14 protein-coding genes are annotated in these 17,117 nt (G+C 67.1%); 8 read left to right on the top strand and 6 right to left on the bottom strand.

Annotation, left to right across the window (positions count from 1 at the left end; translation table 11 throughout):
- Positions 1–165 precede the first annotated feature (165 nt).
- Genes KDB67_RS09560 through KDB67_RS09550 form a run of 3 tightly spaced genes read right to left on the bottom strand, consistent with a single transcriptional unit; the run spans position 166 to position 2,470 of the window.
- Entirely contained in the window at positions 166–381 is a 216-nt protein-coding gene (locus tag KDB67_RS09560) for an exodeoxyribonuclease VII small subunit (RefSeq protein ID WP_291015243.1), read from the bottom strand.
- A complete protein-coding gene (gene xseA / locus KDB67_RS09555) occupies positions 378–1,658 on the bottom strand; it encodes an exodeoxyribonuclease VII large subunit (RefSeq protein ID WP_291015241.1) in 1,281 nt (426 codons plus the stop codon). The genes KDB67_RS09560 and xseA overlap by 4 nt, the downstream gene beginning before the upstream one ends.
- Positions 1,655–2,470: a lipid droplet-associated protein gene (locus KDB67_RS09550; protein ID WP_291015239.1), complete on the bottom strand. Its 816-nt coding sequence runs from the start codon at positions 2,468–2,470 to the stop codon at positions 1,655–1,657. Before KDB67_RS09550 ends, xseA begins: the two co-directional genes overlap by 4 nt.
- Before the next feature lie 52 nt (positions 2,471–2,522).
- Between KDB67_RS09550 and KDB67_RS09545 the strand changes: the two genes are divergently transcribed.
- A complete protein-coding gene (locus tag KDB67_RS09545; protein WP_291015237.1) occupies positions 2,523–3,479 on the top strand; it encodes a 4-hydroxy-3-methylbut-2-enyl diphosphate reductase in 957 nt (318 codons plus the stop codon).
- Positions 3,480–3,550: 71 nt separating this feature from the next.
- Here KDB67_RS09545 and KDB67_RS09540 read toward each other — a convergent pair whose 3' ends face one another.
- The 3 genes from KDB67_RS09540 to eccD form a co-directional block, all read right to left on the bottom strand.
- Positions 3,551–3,934: a PLDc N-terminal domain-containing protein gene (locus KDB67_RS09540; RefSeq protein WP_291015235.1), complete on the bottom strand. Its 384-nt coding sequence runs from the start codon at positions 3,932–3,934 to the stop codon at positions 3,551–3,553.
- Positions 3,935–4,091: 157 nt separating this feature from the next.
- Complete coding sequence (gene mycP, locus KDB67_RS09535; protein WP_291015245.1) at positions 4,092–5,495, bottom strand: type VII secretion-associated serine protease mycosin; 1,404 nt, start codon at positions 5,493–5,495, stop codon at positions 4,092–4,094.
- Between the two features lie 29 nt (positions 5,496–5,524).
- Positions 5,525–7,060, bottom strand: coding sequence for a type VII secretion integral membrane protein EccD (eccD, locus tag KDB67_RS09530; protein WP_291015233.1), 1,536 nt, complete (start codon positions 7,058–7,060; stop codon positions 5,525–5,527).
- 130 nt (positions 7,061–7,190) lie between these two features.
- Between eccD and eccCa the strand changes: the two genes are divergently transcribed.
- From eccCa to KDB67_RS09495, 7 genes are all read left to right on the top strand, one after another.
- A complete protein-coding gene (gene eccCa, locus KDB67_RS09525) occupies positions 7,191–11,393 on the top strand; it encodes a type VII secretion protein EccCa (RefSeq protein ID WP_291015230.1) in 4,203 nt (1,400 codons plus the stop codon).
- The gene (locus tag KDB67_RS09520; RefSeq protein ID WP_291015227.1) at positions 11,390–12,676 is read left to right on the top strand and encodes a type VII secretion-associated protein; all 1,287 of its coding nucleotides are present in this window, start codon (positions 11,390–11,392) and stop codon (positions 12,674–12,676) included. The genes eccCa and KDB67_RS09520 overlap by 4 nt, the downstream gene beginning before the upstream one ends.
- 53 nt (positions 12,677–12,729) lie before the next feature.
- Complete coding sequence (locus KDB67_RS09515) at positions 12,730–13,644, top strand: alpha/beta fold hydrolase (RefSeq protein WP_291015225.1); 915 nt, start codon at positions 12,730–12,732, stop codon at positions 13,642–13,644.
- Between the two features lie 203 nt (positions 13,645–13,847).
- Positions 13,848–14,291, top strand: a complete 444-nt coding sequence (rplM, locus tag KDB67_RS09510) for a 50S ribosomal protein L13 (RefSeq protein ID WP_291015223.1) — start codon at positions 13,848–13,850, stop codon at positions 14,289–14,291.
- Positions 14,288–14,821 (top strand): 30S ribosomal protein S9, encoded by a 534-nt coding sequence (gene rpsI, locus KDB67_RS09505; RefSeq protein ID WP_291015220.1) that lies wholly within the window; start codon positions 14,288–14,290, stop codon positions 14,819–14,821. Before rplM ends, rpsI begins: the two co-directional genes overlap by 4 nt.
- 3 nt (positions 14,822–14,824) lie before the next feature.
- A complete protein-coding gene (glmM, locus tag KDB67_RS09500; RefSeq protein WP_291015218.1) occupies positions 14,825–16,168 on the top strand; it encodes a phosphoglucosamine mutase in 1,344 nt (447 codons plus the stop codon).
- Positions 16,165–16,857 carry an HAD-IA family hydrolase gene (locus KDB67_RS09495; RefSeq protein WP_291015216.1) on the top strand — a complete coding sequence of 231 codons (693 nt, stop codon included), beginning with the start codon at positions 16,165–16,167 and terminating at the stop codon, positions 16,855–16,857. Before glmM ends, KDB67_RS09495 begins: the two co-directional genes overlap by 4 nt.
- Positions 16,858–17,117 lie beyond the last annotated feature (260 nt).

The raw sequence follows: 17,117 nt of genomic DNA, 5'->3' as shown, positions 1-17,117 counted from the left end.
ACTCGTGGGTGGTGTACGACGGCGAGAACAAGAACAGATTCTGGATCGCCGACCTCGGCGACGTCCGCATCGGCGTCCGCTCGAAGGGATCGGAAGCCGATATCGAGCAGATCGCGAAAGCCGTCATGGCGCAGGACCCGCTGCCCAAGTCTGTCGCCTGACGGCCTATTCGTCCGGTCCCAAAGCCTTTTCGATGCGCTGCCGGGCGCCGGCGAGGTGCTCCTGGCAGCGGGCGGCCAGTGCTTCACCTCGTTCCCAGAGGGCCAGCGAGGCGTCGAGGCCGAGTCCGCCGCGTTCGAGCAGCGTGACCACCTCGACGAGTTCGTCGCGGGCCGCTTCGTAGCCGAGTTCGGCCACTGGGGTGCGCTGGTCCTTGGTCACTTCTCTCCCTCGGTGTGAACAGTCGCCGCTTCGATGACTGCTGGGGCCGCACCGTCGGCGACCCGTATCCGGATTCGTGCGCCTTCGGGCAGATCGGCCACCGACGACACCGCGTGCGGGTCGTCGGCGTCGAGCCGCTGTACCACCGCATAGCCGCGGGCCAGGGTCTGTGCGGGGCCCAAGGTGCTCAGTCGTGCGGCCAGATGTTCGACGCGGCGCTGTTCGCCGTCGACGGCGCGGCTGATGTCGCGGCGCAGGGTTGAGCGCATCCGGGTGATGTCGTCGGCGCGGGCATCGATCATGGTCAGTGGTCTGGCGAGGACGGGCCGGGCGCGCAGCCCCGCCAGCCCGTGCGCCTCCCGGTGCACCCAGTTGCGCAGGGCGTGGGCGCTGCGTCTGCGTAGATCGGCGATCGCGGTCAGCTCGGCCTGCACGTCGGGTACGGCGCGTTTGGCGGCGTCGGTAGGGGTGGCAGCACGCACATCGGCCACATGGTCGAGGAGCGGGCTGTCGGGTTCGTGGCCGATCGCGCTGATCACCGGCGTGCGGCACGCGGACACCGCCCGCAGCAGCGTCTCGTCGGAGAACGGCAGCAGGTCCTCGACGCTGCCGCCGCCGCGGGCGATGACGATGACCTCGACGTGCTCGGCGGCGTCGAGGTCGGCCAGCAGCGGCAGGATGCTCGGTACCGCCGCCGGACCCTGCACGGTGGCGTCGCGGATCTCGAAGCGCACCGACGGCCAGCGGGCGGTGGCCACGGCCACCACGTCGCGCTGCGCGGCACTGGCCCGGCCCGAGATCAGGCCGACCGCCTTCGGCAGGAACGGCAGTGGTTGCTTGAGTCGCGGATCGAACAATCCCTCGGCGGCGAGCAGCTGCCGCAGCCTTTCGATGCGGGCGAGCAGTTCGCCGATCCCGACGGGCCGGATGTCGGAGACCCGCAACGACAGCGTGGCCCGGCCGGTGTAGAACGTGGGACGCCCCAGCATCACTACGCGACTGCCCTCGGTCAGCGGCACCGGCGCCCGGTCAAGCAGGTCCGGATTGCACGTGACCTGCACGGACATGTCAGCGGCCGGATCACGCAGCGTGATGAACGCGACCCGGCTGCGGGGTCGCCGGCTGATCTGGGTGATCTGGCCCTCGACCCAGATCTGCCCCAGCTTGTGCACCCAGTCGGCGATCTTGGTGTTGACCGTCCGGACCGGCCACGGATTGTCCGGTGTGTTGGCGGTGCGCTCGTCGCCGCCCGCGGAGGTGTAAACCCCGCCGGTCACGTCGTCGAATGCCGCTTCTGCTGCGCCGTGACCCGATTCTCGATCATCGTGATGAACGGCACCCGCGCCTTGGTGGCCCGCTCATAGTCCAGCAGTGCCGACAGATCATCGGCGTCGACGGTACGCAGCTTTGCCCGCAACTGGGCGAGTGTCAGGCGGTCGTACTCGATGTACTCGACGACCTCGGGTACGGGACCGTCGATCGCGGGGGCGTCGGTGCCGGCCGTGGCGGCCTTCACGACGGTCTCGGGTGCCGAGCTGTACAGGGCGAACCGGCCGGCGGGAGGTGCCGAGTCGAGAGTGACCGGTTCGTCATCGGACACCGGCTCAGGTTCGGCAATGGCCGCCTCCGGCTCCGTGACCTGGTTTTCCGGCTCGGCAAGTTCTGCCTCGGCACTGCCTGCCTCCGGCCCGGTGGCCTCGACTGCCGGCTTCTCGGCTTCCGGCTCTGCGGCTTCGGGATCGACCGCTTCGGGATCGGCTTCGAGGTCGGCGACGGGAGGTTCGGGCTGGTCGTCGAGGGCATCGGCGCCCGGCTGTTCGGTCGGGACCAGAGACAGCTCGGGTTCGTCGTCGTCGAACCGTGCCCACGAGGGTTCTTCGCTCGGCCTGTCGAACATCAGCTCGAGTGCCAGGTCGCCCTTGATGGCGAGACCTGCCACGCCCTGCTGCAGACGCATACCGAATTGCAGCGCCTCACTGAGCGCAGTCATCGGCAGGGTGACGACCAAGGTGGGTAGCTTTTGCGTCTCCTCGAGCGCGGTCACGATCAGACCTGCGGCGATGCGGACGGTATAGGGTGCGCGGACCATGTCACAACTCTGCCATTCATACGCGGGGCGTCCAACACGTACCCTTGATGTCGTGGCTGATTCCAAACGTGTCCTGCTGGCCGAACCGCGAGGGTACTGCGCGGGTGTCGACCGTGCGGTCGAAACAGTGGAACGTGCCCTCGACAAGTACGGCGCACCGGTCTATGTACGCAAGGAGATCGTGCACAACCGGCACGTCGTCGAGACGCTGACCGAACGGGGTGCGGTGTTCGTGGGTGAGACCGACGACGTGCCCGAGGGCGCGATCGTGGTGTTCTCCGCGCACGGGGTGTCGCCGGAGGTCCACAAGACGGCCGCCGAACGCAACCTCAAGACCATCGATGCCACGTGTCCGCTGGTCACCAAGGTGCACCAGGAGGCCAAACGCTTCGCCCGCGACGACTACGACATCCTGCTGATCGGGCACGAGGGCCACGAGGAGGTCGAGGGCACCGCCGGCGAGGCGCCCGAGCACATCCAGCTCGTCGACGGCCCGGCCAGCGTCGAGAACGTGGCCGTGCGCGACGAGTCGAAGGTGATCTGGCTCTCGCAGACCACCCTGTCGGTGGACGAGACCATGGCCACGGTCGACCGGCTGCGTGAGCGTTTCCCGCACCTGTCGGATCCGCCGAGTGACGACATCTGCTACGCCACCCAGAACCGTCAGGTGGCGGTCAAGGCGATGGCCCCGCAGTGCGAGCTGGTGATCGTGGTGGGTTCCAAGAACTCCTCCAACTCGGTGCGGCTGGTGGAGGTGGCGCTGCAGAACGGTGCCGACGCCGCCTACCTCGTCGACTACGCACGTGAGATCGACGCGTCCTGGCTCGACGGGGTCTCCACGGTCGGTGTCACCTCCGGTGCGTCGGTACCCGAGGTCCTCGTACGCGGGGTTGTCGAGTTGCTCGCCGAACACGGCTACGACGATGTCTCGACGGTCAATACTGCTGAGGAAACCCTCACCTTCGCCCTCCCGCGGGAACTGCGCCCCGCCCGGACAGCCCGAAAGTAGCGCTCAAAGACACGTGTGGTCGGTGGCGGCCGGCTGTTGCCGACCATCACCGACCACACGATGTCATCGAATCAGGACGCGAGGGCCTTGGCCTTGAGCGTCTCGAATTCGTCCTGGGAGATCGCTCCCGAGTCGAGCAATGCCTTGGCTGATGCGATCTGCTGGGTCGGGCTCGATCCCGCGACGGAGCGAATGTAGTCGTCGCTCGCCGACTTGGCCTCCTTGACGGCCGCGATCTGCCGCTCGTTCATTCCCTTGCCTCGTGCGATCAGATAGATGATTGATGTGAGGTAGGGGAAAAGGATGAGGAACACCATCCAGATGGCCTTCTTCAATCCCGAGGTGTTGCGGTCGCGGAACAGGTCAACGATGATGTGCCACAGGATGATCAGGTATGCGATGAATGCAAAGACCAGGATCGTGGACCAGAGAAAGTCCCAAAATGAATCCCACACGACGATACTCCCTTGCGATCTCGACACCGAAACCGTTTTCGGTGTAGCTGGCGCGTGGGACATCTTCGCACATGAGCTGTCCGGCCGGTAGATCGCGGTTCGGTACAGCGACTTTCGTCCTTTCGCCCAGTGCGATCTCGGTGTTTGCGGGGATATCTCAGTACTCGTCGGGATGGAGTCTGCGCACACGCCGGTTGGGCAGCGCGAGCAGCAACGTCGCGACGATGATCGTGACGCCGATGCCCGAGCCCCAAAGCGCACGGTTACGTGGCGACCGATCCGGAGTGGGTGCTGCCGGTGGTGCGGCGATCGGCGCCGACCGCGGTTCGGCCGGACCGCCCGTGTACAAGCCACCGCCGTCGGATTCGTCGGGCAACTCCGTGGTGAGCGCGGCGACAGGGTCGACGACGCCGTAGCCTACGGCTACGTCGTGCCCCGATCCGCTCCCGTGTGCGGTGCGGATGATGCGTTCGATGACCTGCGCCGCCGTCAGTCGCGGGAAGCGTGAACGCACCAGCGCCGCGGTCCCGGCGACGTATGGAGCGGCAAAGCTGGTGCCCCGGATGGGAATTGATCCTTCATCTGAGCGATATGCTCCAGCCAGGCCGCGGCCGGCGTTGGTGAGGCTGACGATGTCGGTGCCGGGCGCGGCGACACCGACCCACGGGCCGTGGACACTGAATTCCGCGGGCGATCCGTCGGTGGAGTTCACCGCGCCGACGGTGAGCACGTACGGGCTGAACCAGGCCGGGCTGGCGACGGTCAGCACGGACTTCCATCCGGCACGGTTGTCCCAGCCGTAGCCGGGGACCGCCGGTCCGGGGTTCTGGGTCTGGCATTGGGGCGACGACGACAGGTTGCCGGCCGCGGCCACCACGACCACGTCCCGCCGGAACGCATACCGGACCGCTGCTCCGAGCGAACGGTCATCGAACTTCTCGGTGGCGCGCACACACGCCACCTCGGAAATGTTGATGACGCTCGCACCGAGGTCGACAGCCCGCACCACCGCCCGTGCGAGAGTGCTGACGGTGCCGTAGCCGGTGCTGACGGCGGCATCGTCGTCGTGCGACGAGGCTCGGGTACCGGTTGCGGAGTATGCCCCGCTGGACTGCCGGATGGAGATGATCGTGGCTTCCGGTGCGACACCTGAGAATTCGTCGTCGGTTGCGGGTTCGGCGGCGATGATGCCCGCGACGAGCGTGCCGTGGGCGTCGCAGTCGTCGAGACCGTCGCCCGACGAGACGTAGTCGCCGCCACCGATCACCCTGGCCAGTCGCTTGTGCGGCGTGACTCCGGTGTCGATGACGGCGACCTTCTGGCCCGATCCCCGGGAAAGTTTCCACGCGGCAGGAAGATTCAGCAGTTGCTGGGCCGCCGGCGGCGTCGTCGGCCGGGTGGTGATCGGGCGGGCGCACAGGGTGCGGCGCTGTGTCGGCTCGTTGGGTGTCACCGGTGCGGCGGTGGGCAGCGCCCGGCGATCGATGCTCGGCGGTTCGATGGCCACCGCCGTCGGCGCGGTGAATTGTGTTGCGGCGACGGCGAACAGAGCGACCAGCACGAGTCGGGTGAGGCCGCGGACGGTCCCGGTCACAGATTCCGTACTACCTGATAGAGGTCGAGAATCCACAGCAGCAGGGGCACGATCGTGGCGACCAGGACGTATTCACCGAGCTCGGCCGCACGCCGCTGCACCGGCGAGAACTCATGCCTGGGGGCCACGACGCCGATGGTGGCCGCCGCGACGATGGTCATCAGGCCGGCCGCCACGACACCGCCTGCCGCGAGGTCGGCGGTGAACAGCACCGTGACGAGCACTCCGAGCCAGGTGAGTACGCCGGCACCGATCAGGATCGCGGCCGGTGCCCGACCTCCGTGCGACCGGCCGCGCAGACACAGCACCGCGCAGATGACTCCGGCCAGCACGACGGTGACGGGAATCGGGCCCGCGGATGCCGGCGAGTGCCACGACACCGATACCAGCGTCGCGACGACGACGATCAGCGCGGCGCCGGCGAGAATGCCGGTCAGGTAGTCGCCGGCGAGTGCGGCCCGCCGTTCGAGAGTTCCCGCGTCGGGCAGCGTCATCGCGCCTACCGCGCCGATACCCTCGATCGTCGGCGACGGTTCGTGGTCGACGAGGTCGCCGGCGTCGCCGGCTGTGGGGACCGGCGGAAGCGGGAGTTTTGCCAGCATGATGGTCAACCGGGGAGCCAGGGCGATCGCCGACAACGCGCAGGCGGCGGTCGCCGCACCCGTCGCGGCGGGGGAGGATCCGGCCACCAGGGCGGCGCCGGCGGCGATCGCGCCGAGAACGCATGCGGTAGTGGCTGCCGAATGGCACAGTGCGCCTGCGCCTGTGACGCGATAGGACACCACGGTTACCAGTAGTGCCACGACACTGCCCAGGCAGATATCGGCCCGGCCGATGTCGCCGGGCACGAACAGCATTCCGGTGGCCATCGCCTGCGGCAGCGCGGCGCACAGTAGCGCCACCGAGGTGGCCGCGTCGTGGTGGATCCGGTACACCACGGCGCCGGCGAGGACCAGTGCCGCACAGGTGGCGGACGACACGATCAGTGGCCACACGATTCCGGGACTGTCGGCCACGAGAAGTGCGAGCGCGGTGAGCGCCGACGCGGCGATGGCTGCGAGGTATCCGGTGTACCGGGCCGCCGTCGCCGACCAGTGTGCCGATTGTTCGTCACCGAGCCGGGCAATGGCGTCGATCACGTCATCGAACAGGGGCGGTACCGAACCGGATTTTGTGGACTGTAGTACCAGAAGTTCACCATCGCGAACACCGGCGTCGGACAACGTCAGGTGCGTCGGAAGACGTTCGCCACCGATCATCGACAACGTCCACAGGTGTGGCTTCGCCGATGGAGCCTCATCGTCGTCGGCACGCCGCGCAGTAGCCCCGCGGGGCAAATTGTCAACACGAGATCTTATGTGTGCCAACAGTTCCGGAATCAGGTCTGCGATGGACACACCTGCGGGCAGGCCTACGTCGAACTGGGTGTTACCACCCAGCACCGAGACGCGCACCAGGTCGGGCTCGCCGATGAACCCCTGGTCTGCGGACGGCGCGGTGCTGCCGGCAGATCGCTGGATACCTTGGGACAACGAAGTTCCTTCCCCCCCAGAAGCTACGGCTACGATGGCCGATTGGCGCCTATTGTGCACAATCGAAGGCCGGTAGGCCAGCCCGGAATGCACAGCACGCGGGCGCAGGGGGAAACGGGGGATCTGTCAGATGGTTGTCACCACGGAGGGCTTTGTCCGGCGTAACCGGTTGCCGGCGCCACGAATGCCCGGCGGCGAACTTGCGCTGTCGGCGCCGCCGGAAGTGCCGCGCGCGGTGCCCGGCAACCTGCTCACCCGGTTGTTGCCGGTGGTGATGGTGGTTGCGGTCGTCGGGATGGTCGGCCTGATGTTCGTCACGGGTGGGCGGCAGATGATGAGCAACCCGCTGTTCCTGATGTTCCCGATGATGATGCTCATGTCGATGGTGGGGATGTTCGCCGCGGGACGGTCGGGAAACGGCGGCAAACGCGCGGCCGAGCTCAACGAGGAACGCAAGGACTATTTTCGCTATCTGGGCCAGCTGCGTCGTCAGGTCCGCGACAGCGCGCAGGAGCAGCGTCGGGCGTTGGCCTGGAGCCACCCGGATCCCGCTGCGGCGCATGACATCATGGGCACCCGCCGGATGTGGGAACGACGTTCGGGGGACGCCGATTTCGCTCATGTCCGGGTCGGTGTCGGCGCGCACCGCCTCGCGCTGCGGCTGATGCCTCCCGAAGTGGGACCCATCGAGGATCTGGAACCGGTGTCGATGGTGGCATTGCGCCGGTTCGTCCGCACCCATTCGGTGGTGCACGGCATGCCCACCGCGGTGTCGCTGCGCGGCTTTCCGGCCGTCGCCATCGGTGGATCACCGGAGGAATCCCGAAGTCTGGTGCGCGCCATGCTGATCAGTCTCGCGGTAGCGCATGCGCCGGATCAGTTGCGGATCGCGGTGGTCACCGCCGATCCTGCCGGGCCGGACTGGGACTGGGTCAAATGGCTTCCGCACGTAGGACATCCGTCGCGGGTCGATGTGCTGGGGCCGGGCCGCATGGTCTACTCGGACCTGTCCGCGCTGGAGGAGTCCCTGGCCGGTGAACTGCGCGACCGGTCGCGGTTCTCCCGGTCGGCACCGCCGGTTGCCGGTCAGGTGCATCTGGTGGTGGTGATCGACGACGGCCGCGTCACCGGTGACGAACGCATCGCCGACGACTCCGGTGTCGACGGTGTGAGCATCATCGACATCTCGCGTACGCCAACGGAACTTGCGGTGCGCCGCGGGCTCCATCTGAGGGTGTCCGGCGGCCGGCTCTCGGCACGCAGCAACGCCGGGATCGAGGAGTTCGCCGAGATGGATGCGCTGTCGATCCCCCAGGCGCAGGCGGTCGCGCGCCGGCTGGCCCGCTACCGGCTGACCACCGCCGCATCGCTGGTGTCTCTCGAATCAGATTCTGTGGCAACAGATCCTGGTCTGACGGCGCTTCTGGATATCCGCGATGCGACGGCGTTCGACCCGGACTCGGCGTGGCGCCGCAGGTCGGGCCGGGACCGGCTGCGTGTTCCCGTCGGCTGGACGCCGTCGGGCGCCCGGGTGGAACTGGACATCAAGGAAAGCGCCCACGGCGGCATGGGTCCGCACGGATTATGCGTCGGCGCAACGGGATCGGGAAAGTCCGAGTTTCTCCGCACACTTGTCCTGGCACTCATCGCAACGCATTCGCCGACCGAACTCAATCTGGTTCTGGTCGACTTCAAGGGCGGCGCAACCTTTCTCGGGATGGATCGTGCGCGGCACGTGGCCGCGGTCATCACCAACCTTGAGCAAGAGCTCGCCATGGTGGACCGGATGAAGGACGCGCTGTCGGGGGAGATGAACCGCCGCCAGGAGATCCTGCGTGCGGCTGGAAATTTCGCGAATGTCGGAGACTACGAACGAGCCCGCCTGGCCGGTGCCGACCTCGCGCCGCTGCCCGCGTTGTTCATCGTGGTCGACGAGTTCTCCGAATTGCTCTCCCAGAAGCCTGATTTCGCCGAGTTGTTCGTAGCCATCGGCCGGCTGGGCCGATCGCTGCACATCCATCTGCTGCTCGCTTCGCAGCGACTCGAGGAGGGAAAGCTCCGCGGCCTCGATAGTCACCTGTCGTACCGGATCGGTCTGAAGACGTTCTCGGCCAACGAGTCCCGATCGGTTCTCGGTGTGCCCGACGCCTACCATCTGCCGAGCGTTCCCGGTGCGGGCTATCTCAAGTGCGATTCGGCCGAACCCCTCAGGTTCAACGCCTGCTATGTGTCCGGCACCTACGAGCCACCCACGTCGGGTGCGGCAGGCCCGGGCGGTTCAGGCGGGTCGGACTCGGTGACGATCGTCCCGTTCAGTTCGGAACCCGTATGGGCGGAACCGACACGAGCAGAACAGGACTCAGCCGATGCGATGGGCCGCGTGACGGGACCGTCGCTCCTGGACATGGCGCAGGCGTTGCTGGACGAGGAACCGATACCGGACCCGCTGGACACTGTTCCGCAACCCATCGAGCCGCCACCTGCGGTGTCGAGTCCCGCAGCCGCATCGCTGCTCGAGACGTTGCTGCGCCGCATCGAAGGGCACGGAACACCCGCCCACGAGGTCTGGCTGCCGCCGCTGGATGAATCACCCACGGTCGCCCAACTCGTGGGCGGTACGCCTACGGGGACGCTGCGGCTGCCGATCGGCATCGTCGACAGACCCGCCGACCAGCGGCGTGATCCGCTGGTCATCGACCTGGCGGGAGCCTCGGGCAACGTGGCGATCGCGGGCGGACCACAGTCCGGCAAGTCGACCGCGGTGCGCACCATCGTGCTGTCCGCCGCGGCCACGCACACGCCGGAGCAGGTGCAGTTCTACTGTCTGGACTTCGGCGGCGGCAGCCTCGCCGGTCTTGCCGGGCTGCCGCACGTCGGGTCCGTGTGCGGACGCGGCGATATGGATGGCGTGCGCCGCACCATCGCCGAGGTCGCCGGGGTGGTCCGCGCACGTGAGGCGCGTTTTGCCAGGCACGGGATCGAGTCCATGCGCGACTACCGGTCCCGTCGCGCCGAGTGGCTACGGACGGGTCGGACGTTGCCGGACGAAGATCTCGCCGACGACAGGCACGGCGACGTGTTCCTGATCCTCGACGGGATCGCCGCCCTGCGGGCCGACCTGGAATCCATGGAGGAGACCTTCACTTCGATTGTGTCCCAGGGATTGTCGTACGGAGTTCACGTGATCGTCACCGCCACCCGCTGGGCCGAGGTCCGGCCCGCGATCAAGGATCTGCTCGGCACCCGTATCGAACTTCGCCTCGGTGACCCGATCGACTCCGAACTGGGCCGCCGGGCTGCGGCACTGGTTCCGCAGGACCGGCCCGGTCGCGGCGTCGCACCCGGCGAACTGCACATGCTGATCGCCCTGCCCAGACTCGACATGTCTTCGGCAACAGAGGATCTGGCACTGGCTGTCGCGTCGTCCGTCGAGCAGGTCGGTGCCCGCTTCCCCGATCGCGGTGCTGCGCCGGTGCGCAGGCTGGGAACGTCGATCACCTCGGCGGAGGTCGCCGAGGTGGTGATCGCCGCGCAGATCGCCCTCGGACCGGGACAGGTGGCGATCGGAATCGGTGAATCCGAATTGGCCCCTGTCGTCCATGATTTCGGTGTGCAACCGCACCTGATGGCATTCGCCGACATCGAACACGGCAAGACTACGCTGCTGCGCACGATCGTCGACGGGCTGACCGCGGGCGCGACACCTGAGCAGGTGAAGATCGTGCTCATCGACTACCGGCGCACGCTGCTCGGTGTCGTCGACGACGAGTACTTGGCCGGTTCGGCATCGTCCGCGCAGACCGCGACGACGATGATGGCGCAACTGGCCACCTACCTCACCGCACGGATGCCGCCTGAGGATGTGACCCCGCAGCAGCTGCGTGATCGCAGCTGGTGGTCGGGTCCGGACGTGTATGTCATCGTCGACGACTACGACATGGTCGCCACGGCCAGCGCCAACCCGCTGCTGGCGATGCTCGACGTCGCCGCCAATGCCCGCGATGTGGGTCTGCGGATCGTGTTGACGCGACGATCCGGCGGTGTGGGGCGTGCGTTGTACGACCCGTTGATCACCCGGCTGCGGGAACTGTCGTGCGACGTGCTGCTGATGAGCGGCGACCGGGAGGAAGGGTTCATCGTCGGCCGCTCCCGGATGCGAACTCTCGTACCCGGTCGCGGTGAACTTGTCTCGCGCAACCGTCCCACCGAGATGGTTCAGGTGGCGATATGTCCACCTGAACCGTCCATATCCGCGTTTTCGGAATCCGAAGTGCCCGAACGGGAAACACCGCAGTCCGAACCCGGGGAACCGGAATCGGGGGACGTGTCGTGACCAGCGCTGATACGCCGTTCGCAGCGGATCCCGTGGCCGACCTCGCGTACGGCCGGACCGTCATCGACGGTCGTGACATAACAATCGGCTGGCTGCTGGCGGCGGCCGACGCCCCGACCGTCGTCGTCGACGGTGCGCCGCAGCCTGTTTCGGCGATGTGGTCGGCGTTCCTGCGGGACCTGACCGAGTACCGTGCGGCATGTCACGGTGGGCCCATACCGCTGGTGCTCGGGGTACCCAGCGCATGGGGCGATGTCCGCCGCAAGGCCATCGAGGAAGCCGCCGCGGCGATGCGGTGCCCCGTACGGGTGGTCGCGCGCTCCGCCCTCGTCGCCGCCGCCCATGCCGACGTGGCGTTGCGCCGGTGCGCGGTCGTGGAGACCACCCATCTCCCGGCGCATCCGGAAACACCAGAACGGTCGTCGTTCTGGGATGTGGCGATCGTGATCCGTACGGAGTACGGCTGGGAGGTCGACGAGCACGGTATCGTCGAACCGGACCGGCCCGAGAACGACATCTGCGAGCTGATCGACGATTCCGTCGAGGCGGTGATCATCGATGGCGACGACCCGGAGACGGTCGCGCATGCCGTCGAGGTGATCACGTCGGCGGTGGTCGTGGGCAGGGTGATCGTCGCCGATCGCGGCCTGGTTCGCGACTACGGGCTGCGCGGAGCGCCGGACCGGCCGCAACTGCCGGCGTGGACACCCACGGACGGTCCGGAACCCAGGGGACGCCGGTGGTATCGGAGATGGCCGGTCATGGCGGGACTCCTGATCATGGTGATAGTGGCGCTGGCCGGGGCGTTGGCCGCGGTGCGTGGTGGCGCGGTCGCGGGCCCTTCGGTCGAGACGGTGACGGTGGACCGCGTATTGCTGATGGTGCCCGGGCAGTGGCAGCGGACCGGTCCGCCCGACGGGGCCACCCGGTCGGGGCCGCGTCGTACCGTGTTCGCCGACCGGACCGACGGGCGGCGGCTGCTGGTCGTGCTGAGTCCGGTGCGCGCCGGTGCCACTCAGCAGTCGGTGGCGCTGAGCCTGCGCAACCGGATCCGGCAGCGCGGCGACGCGGTGGTCACCGAGTTCTCGGCGTCGACGAGCTACGCCGGCCGGGATGCGATCAGCTACCGTGAGGCACCCGGATCGGGCAGTCCGATCCGCTGGTACGTGCTGGTTTCCGACAGTCTGCAGGTGAGTATCGGCTGCCAGGGTGGCGACCAGGGCCAGTCGCTCGATGCCGAATGTGCGCAGGCGGTGTCGTCGGTGCGGATCAGCCCGCGTTGATCCCAGGCCGCGAATCGGCCACGGAAAGAAACTACTCCTGTTAGATTTCCGGCATGGTGAGCCGTGGATACCTCGTATTGTCAGCGCTGCTGGTGGCCGGCTGCGTCGGGTTGTCGGTGCAGGCTCCGGGGTCCGCACAACCCCCGGCGGCACCCCGCTATGGGCCGATCCAGGAGAACTGGCCCGGAGCCGTGGCGTATTCGATCTCTGATCCCGGCGCACTCCCGCAGGGAATGAACACCGGTTGCGGCGGCAATTCCGGCCGGGAACGCCCGGTGGTGCTGCTCAACGGTGCCTTCCTCAACAAGTACGCGACCTGGTCAAAGGCCGCTCCGAAGCTCGCGGCGGCCGGATACTGCGTCTTCGGACTGGACTACGGCACCCGCATCGACGGCCCCTTTCATCAGATGGGTGACCTTCGCCGGTCGGCCGCCGAGATCGGCCGGTTCATCGACACGGTCAAGGCACGGACAGGGGCCGAGAAGGTGGATGTCGTCGGGTACTCCGAAGGCGGGATGGTGCCGTTCTATCTCATCAATGAACTCGGCGGTCACACCGATATCCACACGTTCGTCGCGGTCGCCTCGCCGATGCGCGGAATGAGCTTCTACGGGATGCTCGAGTGGCTTGCGAAGGTTCCGGGCGGGAGGGCACTGATGAACGCGACGGTTCCCGCCGCCGCCGATGGCGTCAAGAACTCGGGTTACATGCGGGAGATCGCCCGGAACGGATTGACGCGACCGGGAGTGAATTACGTGACGATCAGCTCCCGGAACGACCGCGTCGTCGCCCTCTCGGAATCGATGTTGCCGCCGGGCCCGAACGTGACCAATGTCGTGGTGCAGGATCACTGCCCGGCCGCCGATGTCTTTCACGGTCGGGTGCCATATGACGACACTGTCATCGGGCTGATCCTGCACGCACTGGATCCGGCCACAGCTGCGAAACGGGTGGTCGCGAGCTGCTGACCGGCCGCGAGTGCCGATACTCACGTTGGTGCGCGTTTTGACCCTGACCGGTGGGCCCGCGTAGCCTTGATCGCTGGTGCGTGGCATCTGTAGCTCTTTCGCGGGTTGCTGATAGTCGAGGCCCGGGTCCCCACTGGTCGCCGGGAGTTCCTCTGCTCACGTACTCGACCAGCATCCACAAGTAGAAGAGTTGAGGACCAACTGTGCCTACCTACGCACCGAAGGCCGGTGACATCACGCGCGCGTGGCATGTCATCGACGCCACCGACGTGGTGCTCGGCCGGCTGGCCGTGCAGACCGCCAATCTGCTGCGCGGCAAGAACAAGCCGACCTACGCCCCCAACGTCGACGGTGGTGACTTCGTCATCATCATCAACGCCGACAAGGTCGCCCTGACCAACGGCAAGGCCGACACCAAGAAGAACTACCGGCACTCCGGGCATCCGGGTGGCCTGACGGTCCGCACCACCGCCGAACTGCTCGCCTCGCACCCCGAGCGCGTCGTGGAGAAAGCCGTCAAGGGCATGCTCCCCAAGAACAAGCTCAGCGACGCCATCGCCTCCAAGCTGAAGGTGTACGCCGGCCCGAACCATCCCCACGCGGCCCAGCGCCCCGTGCCCTTCGAGATCAAGCAGGTGGCCCAGTGAGCAACGAGACCAACGACGCTGTGGAGAACATCGAGGACGTCGTCGAACAGGCCGAGGACGGCTACGATGCCGAGGTCGCCGCTGACGACTACGACACCGAGATCGTCGAGACCGAGGTCATCGAGCGTGCGCCGATCGTTATCGACCGTCCTATCCAGACCGTCGGCCGCCGCAAGGAAGCCGTGGTCCGCGTGCGTCTGGTGCCGGGTTCGGGTGACTTCAAGCTGAACGGCCGCACCCTGGAGGATTACTTCCCCAACAAGGTGCACCAGCAGATCATCAAGGCTCCGCTGGTCACCGTCGAGCGCACTGAGTCGTTCGACGTGTTCGCCCGCCTCGTCGGTGGTGGCCCCTCGGGTCAGGCCGGCGCGCTGCGTCTGGCGATCGCCCGTGCCCTCATCGAGGTCACTCCCGATGATCGTCCGGCGCTGAAGAAGGCCGGCTTCCTGACCCGCGACCCGCGTGCCGTGGAGCGCAAGAAGTACGGCCTGAAGAAGGCCCGCAAGGCGTCGCAGTACTCCAAGCGCTGACGCGTGGCTCGCCTTTTCGGAACCGACGGCGTCCGGGGCCTGGCCAACGACGAACTCACCCCCGAGTTCGCGTTGCGCCTGGCCTCGGCCGCCGCGGTCGTTTTCCAGGAAGAATCCGATGATGTATCGCGTCGTCCGCGTGCCGTCGTCGGACGGGATCCGCGCGCTTCCGGCGAGATGCTGGAGGCCGCCGTCTGCGCGGGTCTGGCCGCGACGGGTGTCGACGCCGTCCGGGTGGGTGTGCTGCCCACCCCGGCCGTCGCATTCCTTACCGCCGACTACGGTGCCGATTTCGGCGTGATGATCTCGGCGTCGCATAATCCGATGCCCGACAACGGGATCAAGTTCTTCGCCGCCGGCGGTCACAAGCTCGCCGACGATGTCGAGGACCGGATCGAAGCGGCGATGGATGCCGAGTTCGTGCGTCCCATCGGCGCCGCGGTGGGCCGCGTGCACGACGCCCCCGACGCCGCCGACCGCTACCGCAAACATTTGGCCTCGATCATCGGGCATTCGTTGCACGGTGTGACGGTGGTCGTCGATTGTGCCAATGGCGCGGCATCGACCCTGGGGCCGCAGGTGTACGCCGATGCCGGTGCCAAGGTCATCGCGATTCATTCCGATCCCGATGGCGTCAACATCAACGATGGTTGCGGCTCAACGCATTTGGACAAGCTGCAGGCCGCCGTCCTCGAATACGGTGCCGATCTGGGCCTGGCCCATGATGGTGACGCCGACCGGTGCCTGGCCGTCGACTCGACGGGCGCCGTGGTGGACGGCGACATGATCATGGCGATTCTCGCGAATGCGATGAATACCGCCGGTCGTCTGAAAGACGGTGTGCTGGTGACGACCGTCATGAGCAACCTGGGTCTGCATATCGCGATGAAGGATGCCGGCGTCGAGGTCCGCACCGTCGGTGTCGGCGACCGGTATGTGCTCGAAGAGCTACGCAGGGGCGGATATTCGCTGGGTGGTGAACAATCCGGGCACATCGTGATCCCGCAGGTGTGCACCACCGGCGACGGTATCGCAACGGGCCTGTTGATGATGGAACAGCTCGCGGTGACGGGCCGGCGCCTGGCCGACTTGTCAGCCATCATGAAAGTCCTTCCGCAGGAACTGATCAACGTGCGGGTCGCCGACAAACACGCGGTGGCCTGCGCACCCGAGGTCCAGGCGGCGGTCGACGCCGCCGAGGCCGAGCTCGCCGGAAATGGCCGGGTTCTGTTGCGGCCCTCGGGAACCGAACAACTGGTGCGCGTGATGGTGGAGGCGGGTACCGCCGACGCCGCACTCGACACCGCGCAACGCATCGCCGACGTCGTGGCAGCGGCCGGGGCATGAGCATGCCGAAGGTGGTGCTGTTCGACTTCTCCGGAACGCTGTTCCGGTTCGAACATCGCGATGAGTGGTTCGCCGGCCTGCACGACGAGGCCGGCGAACCGCTTCATCTCGACCACCAGGCGGAGCTGATCCGCCGCCTCACCCAGCCGGTCGGGCTCACCGTCGATATCACCGACGACGACCGGAACGCCTGGCGTAACAGGGATCTCGACCCGAAGCTGCACCGCCAGGCGTATGTGTCGATTCTGCGGGCATCCGGTTTGACGGTGCCCGGTCACGCCGAAGCGCTGTACGAGCGTGTGCTGGAACCGGATTCGTGGATTGCCTACCCCGACACTATTCCCGTTCTGAAAAGCCTTTCCCGACAGGGTATTCCGGTCGGCATCGTCAGCAACATCTGCTTCGATCTCCGTCAGGTCTTCGCGCGCGAAGGCGCCGCCGATCTGGTCGGCGCGTACGCGTTGTCGTTCGAAGTCGGTGTCATCAAACCCGATCCCCGCATGTTCCACGCCGCCCTAGACAGTCTCGGCGCCCAGCCGTCCGACGCCCTGATGGTCGGTGACAGCGAGGAAGCCGACGGCGGTGCCCGAGCCCTCGGCTGCGAGTTCGCCCTCGTCCACGACGCCCCACCCGCCGACCGTCCCCACGCCCTGATCGACGCCCTCGCAGGCTTCGGCGTCGGACTCTGAGTCTCCGGGATAGGCCCTTCCACCTGCTGATTGAGGTGTGAGGAGCGTTAGCGACGAGCCTCGAAATTCCGTGAGAGGTCATTGTCCGCTCACGAGGTTTCGAGGCTCGCAAGCTCGCACCTCGACCGGTGGCGGGCGGATTCATTCACAGTATCCGAACAGACTCTCCCCAGTTTCGCCTCTCGTGGCTACACTCATCTAGCAACCAGGGGAGGGGCGGCGATGGCCGACGGGGAGATGCGTGTCGATATCGGTGACGT

This window comes from Gordonia sp. (in: high G+C Gram-positive bacteria), assembly GCF_020438995.1.
Classification (GTDB): Bacteria; Actinomycetota; Actinomycetes; order Mycobacteriales; family Mycobacteriaceae; genus Gordonia.
The sequence above is the reverse complement of the archived record's forward strand: the minus strand, read 5'-3'. Positions and strand labels throughout refer to the sequence as shown.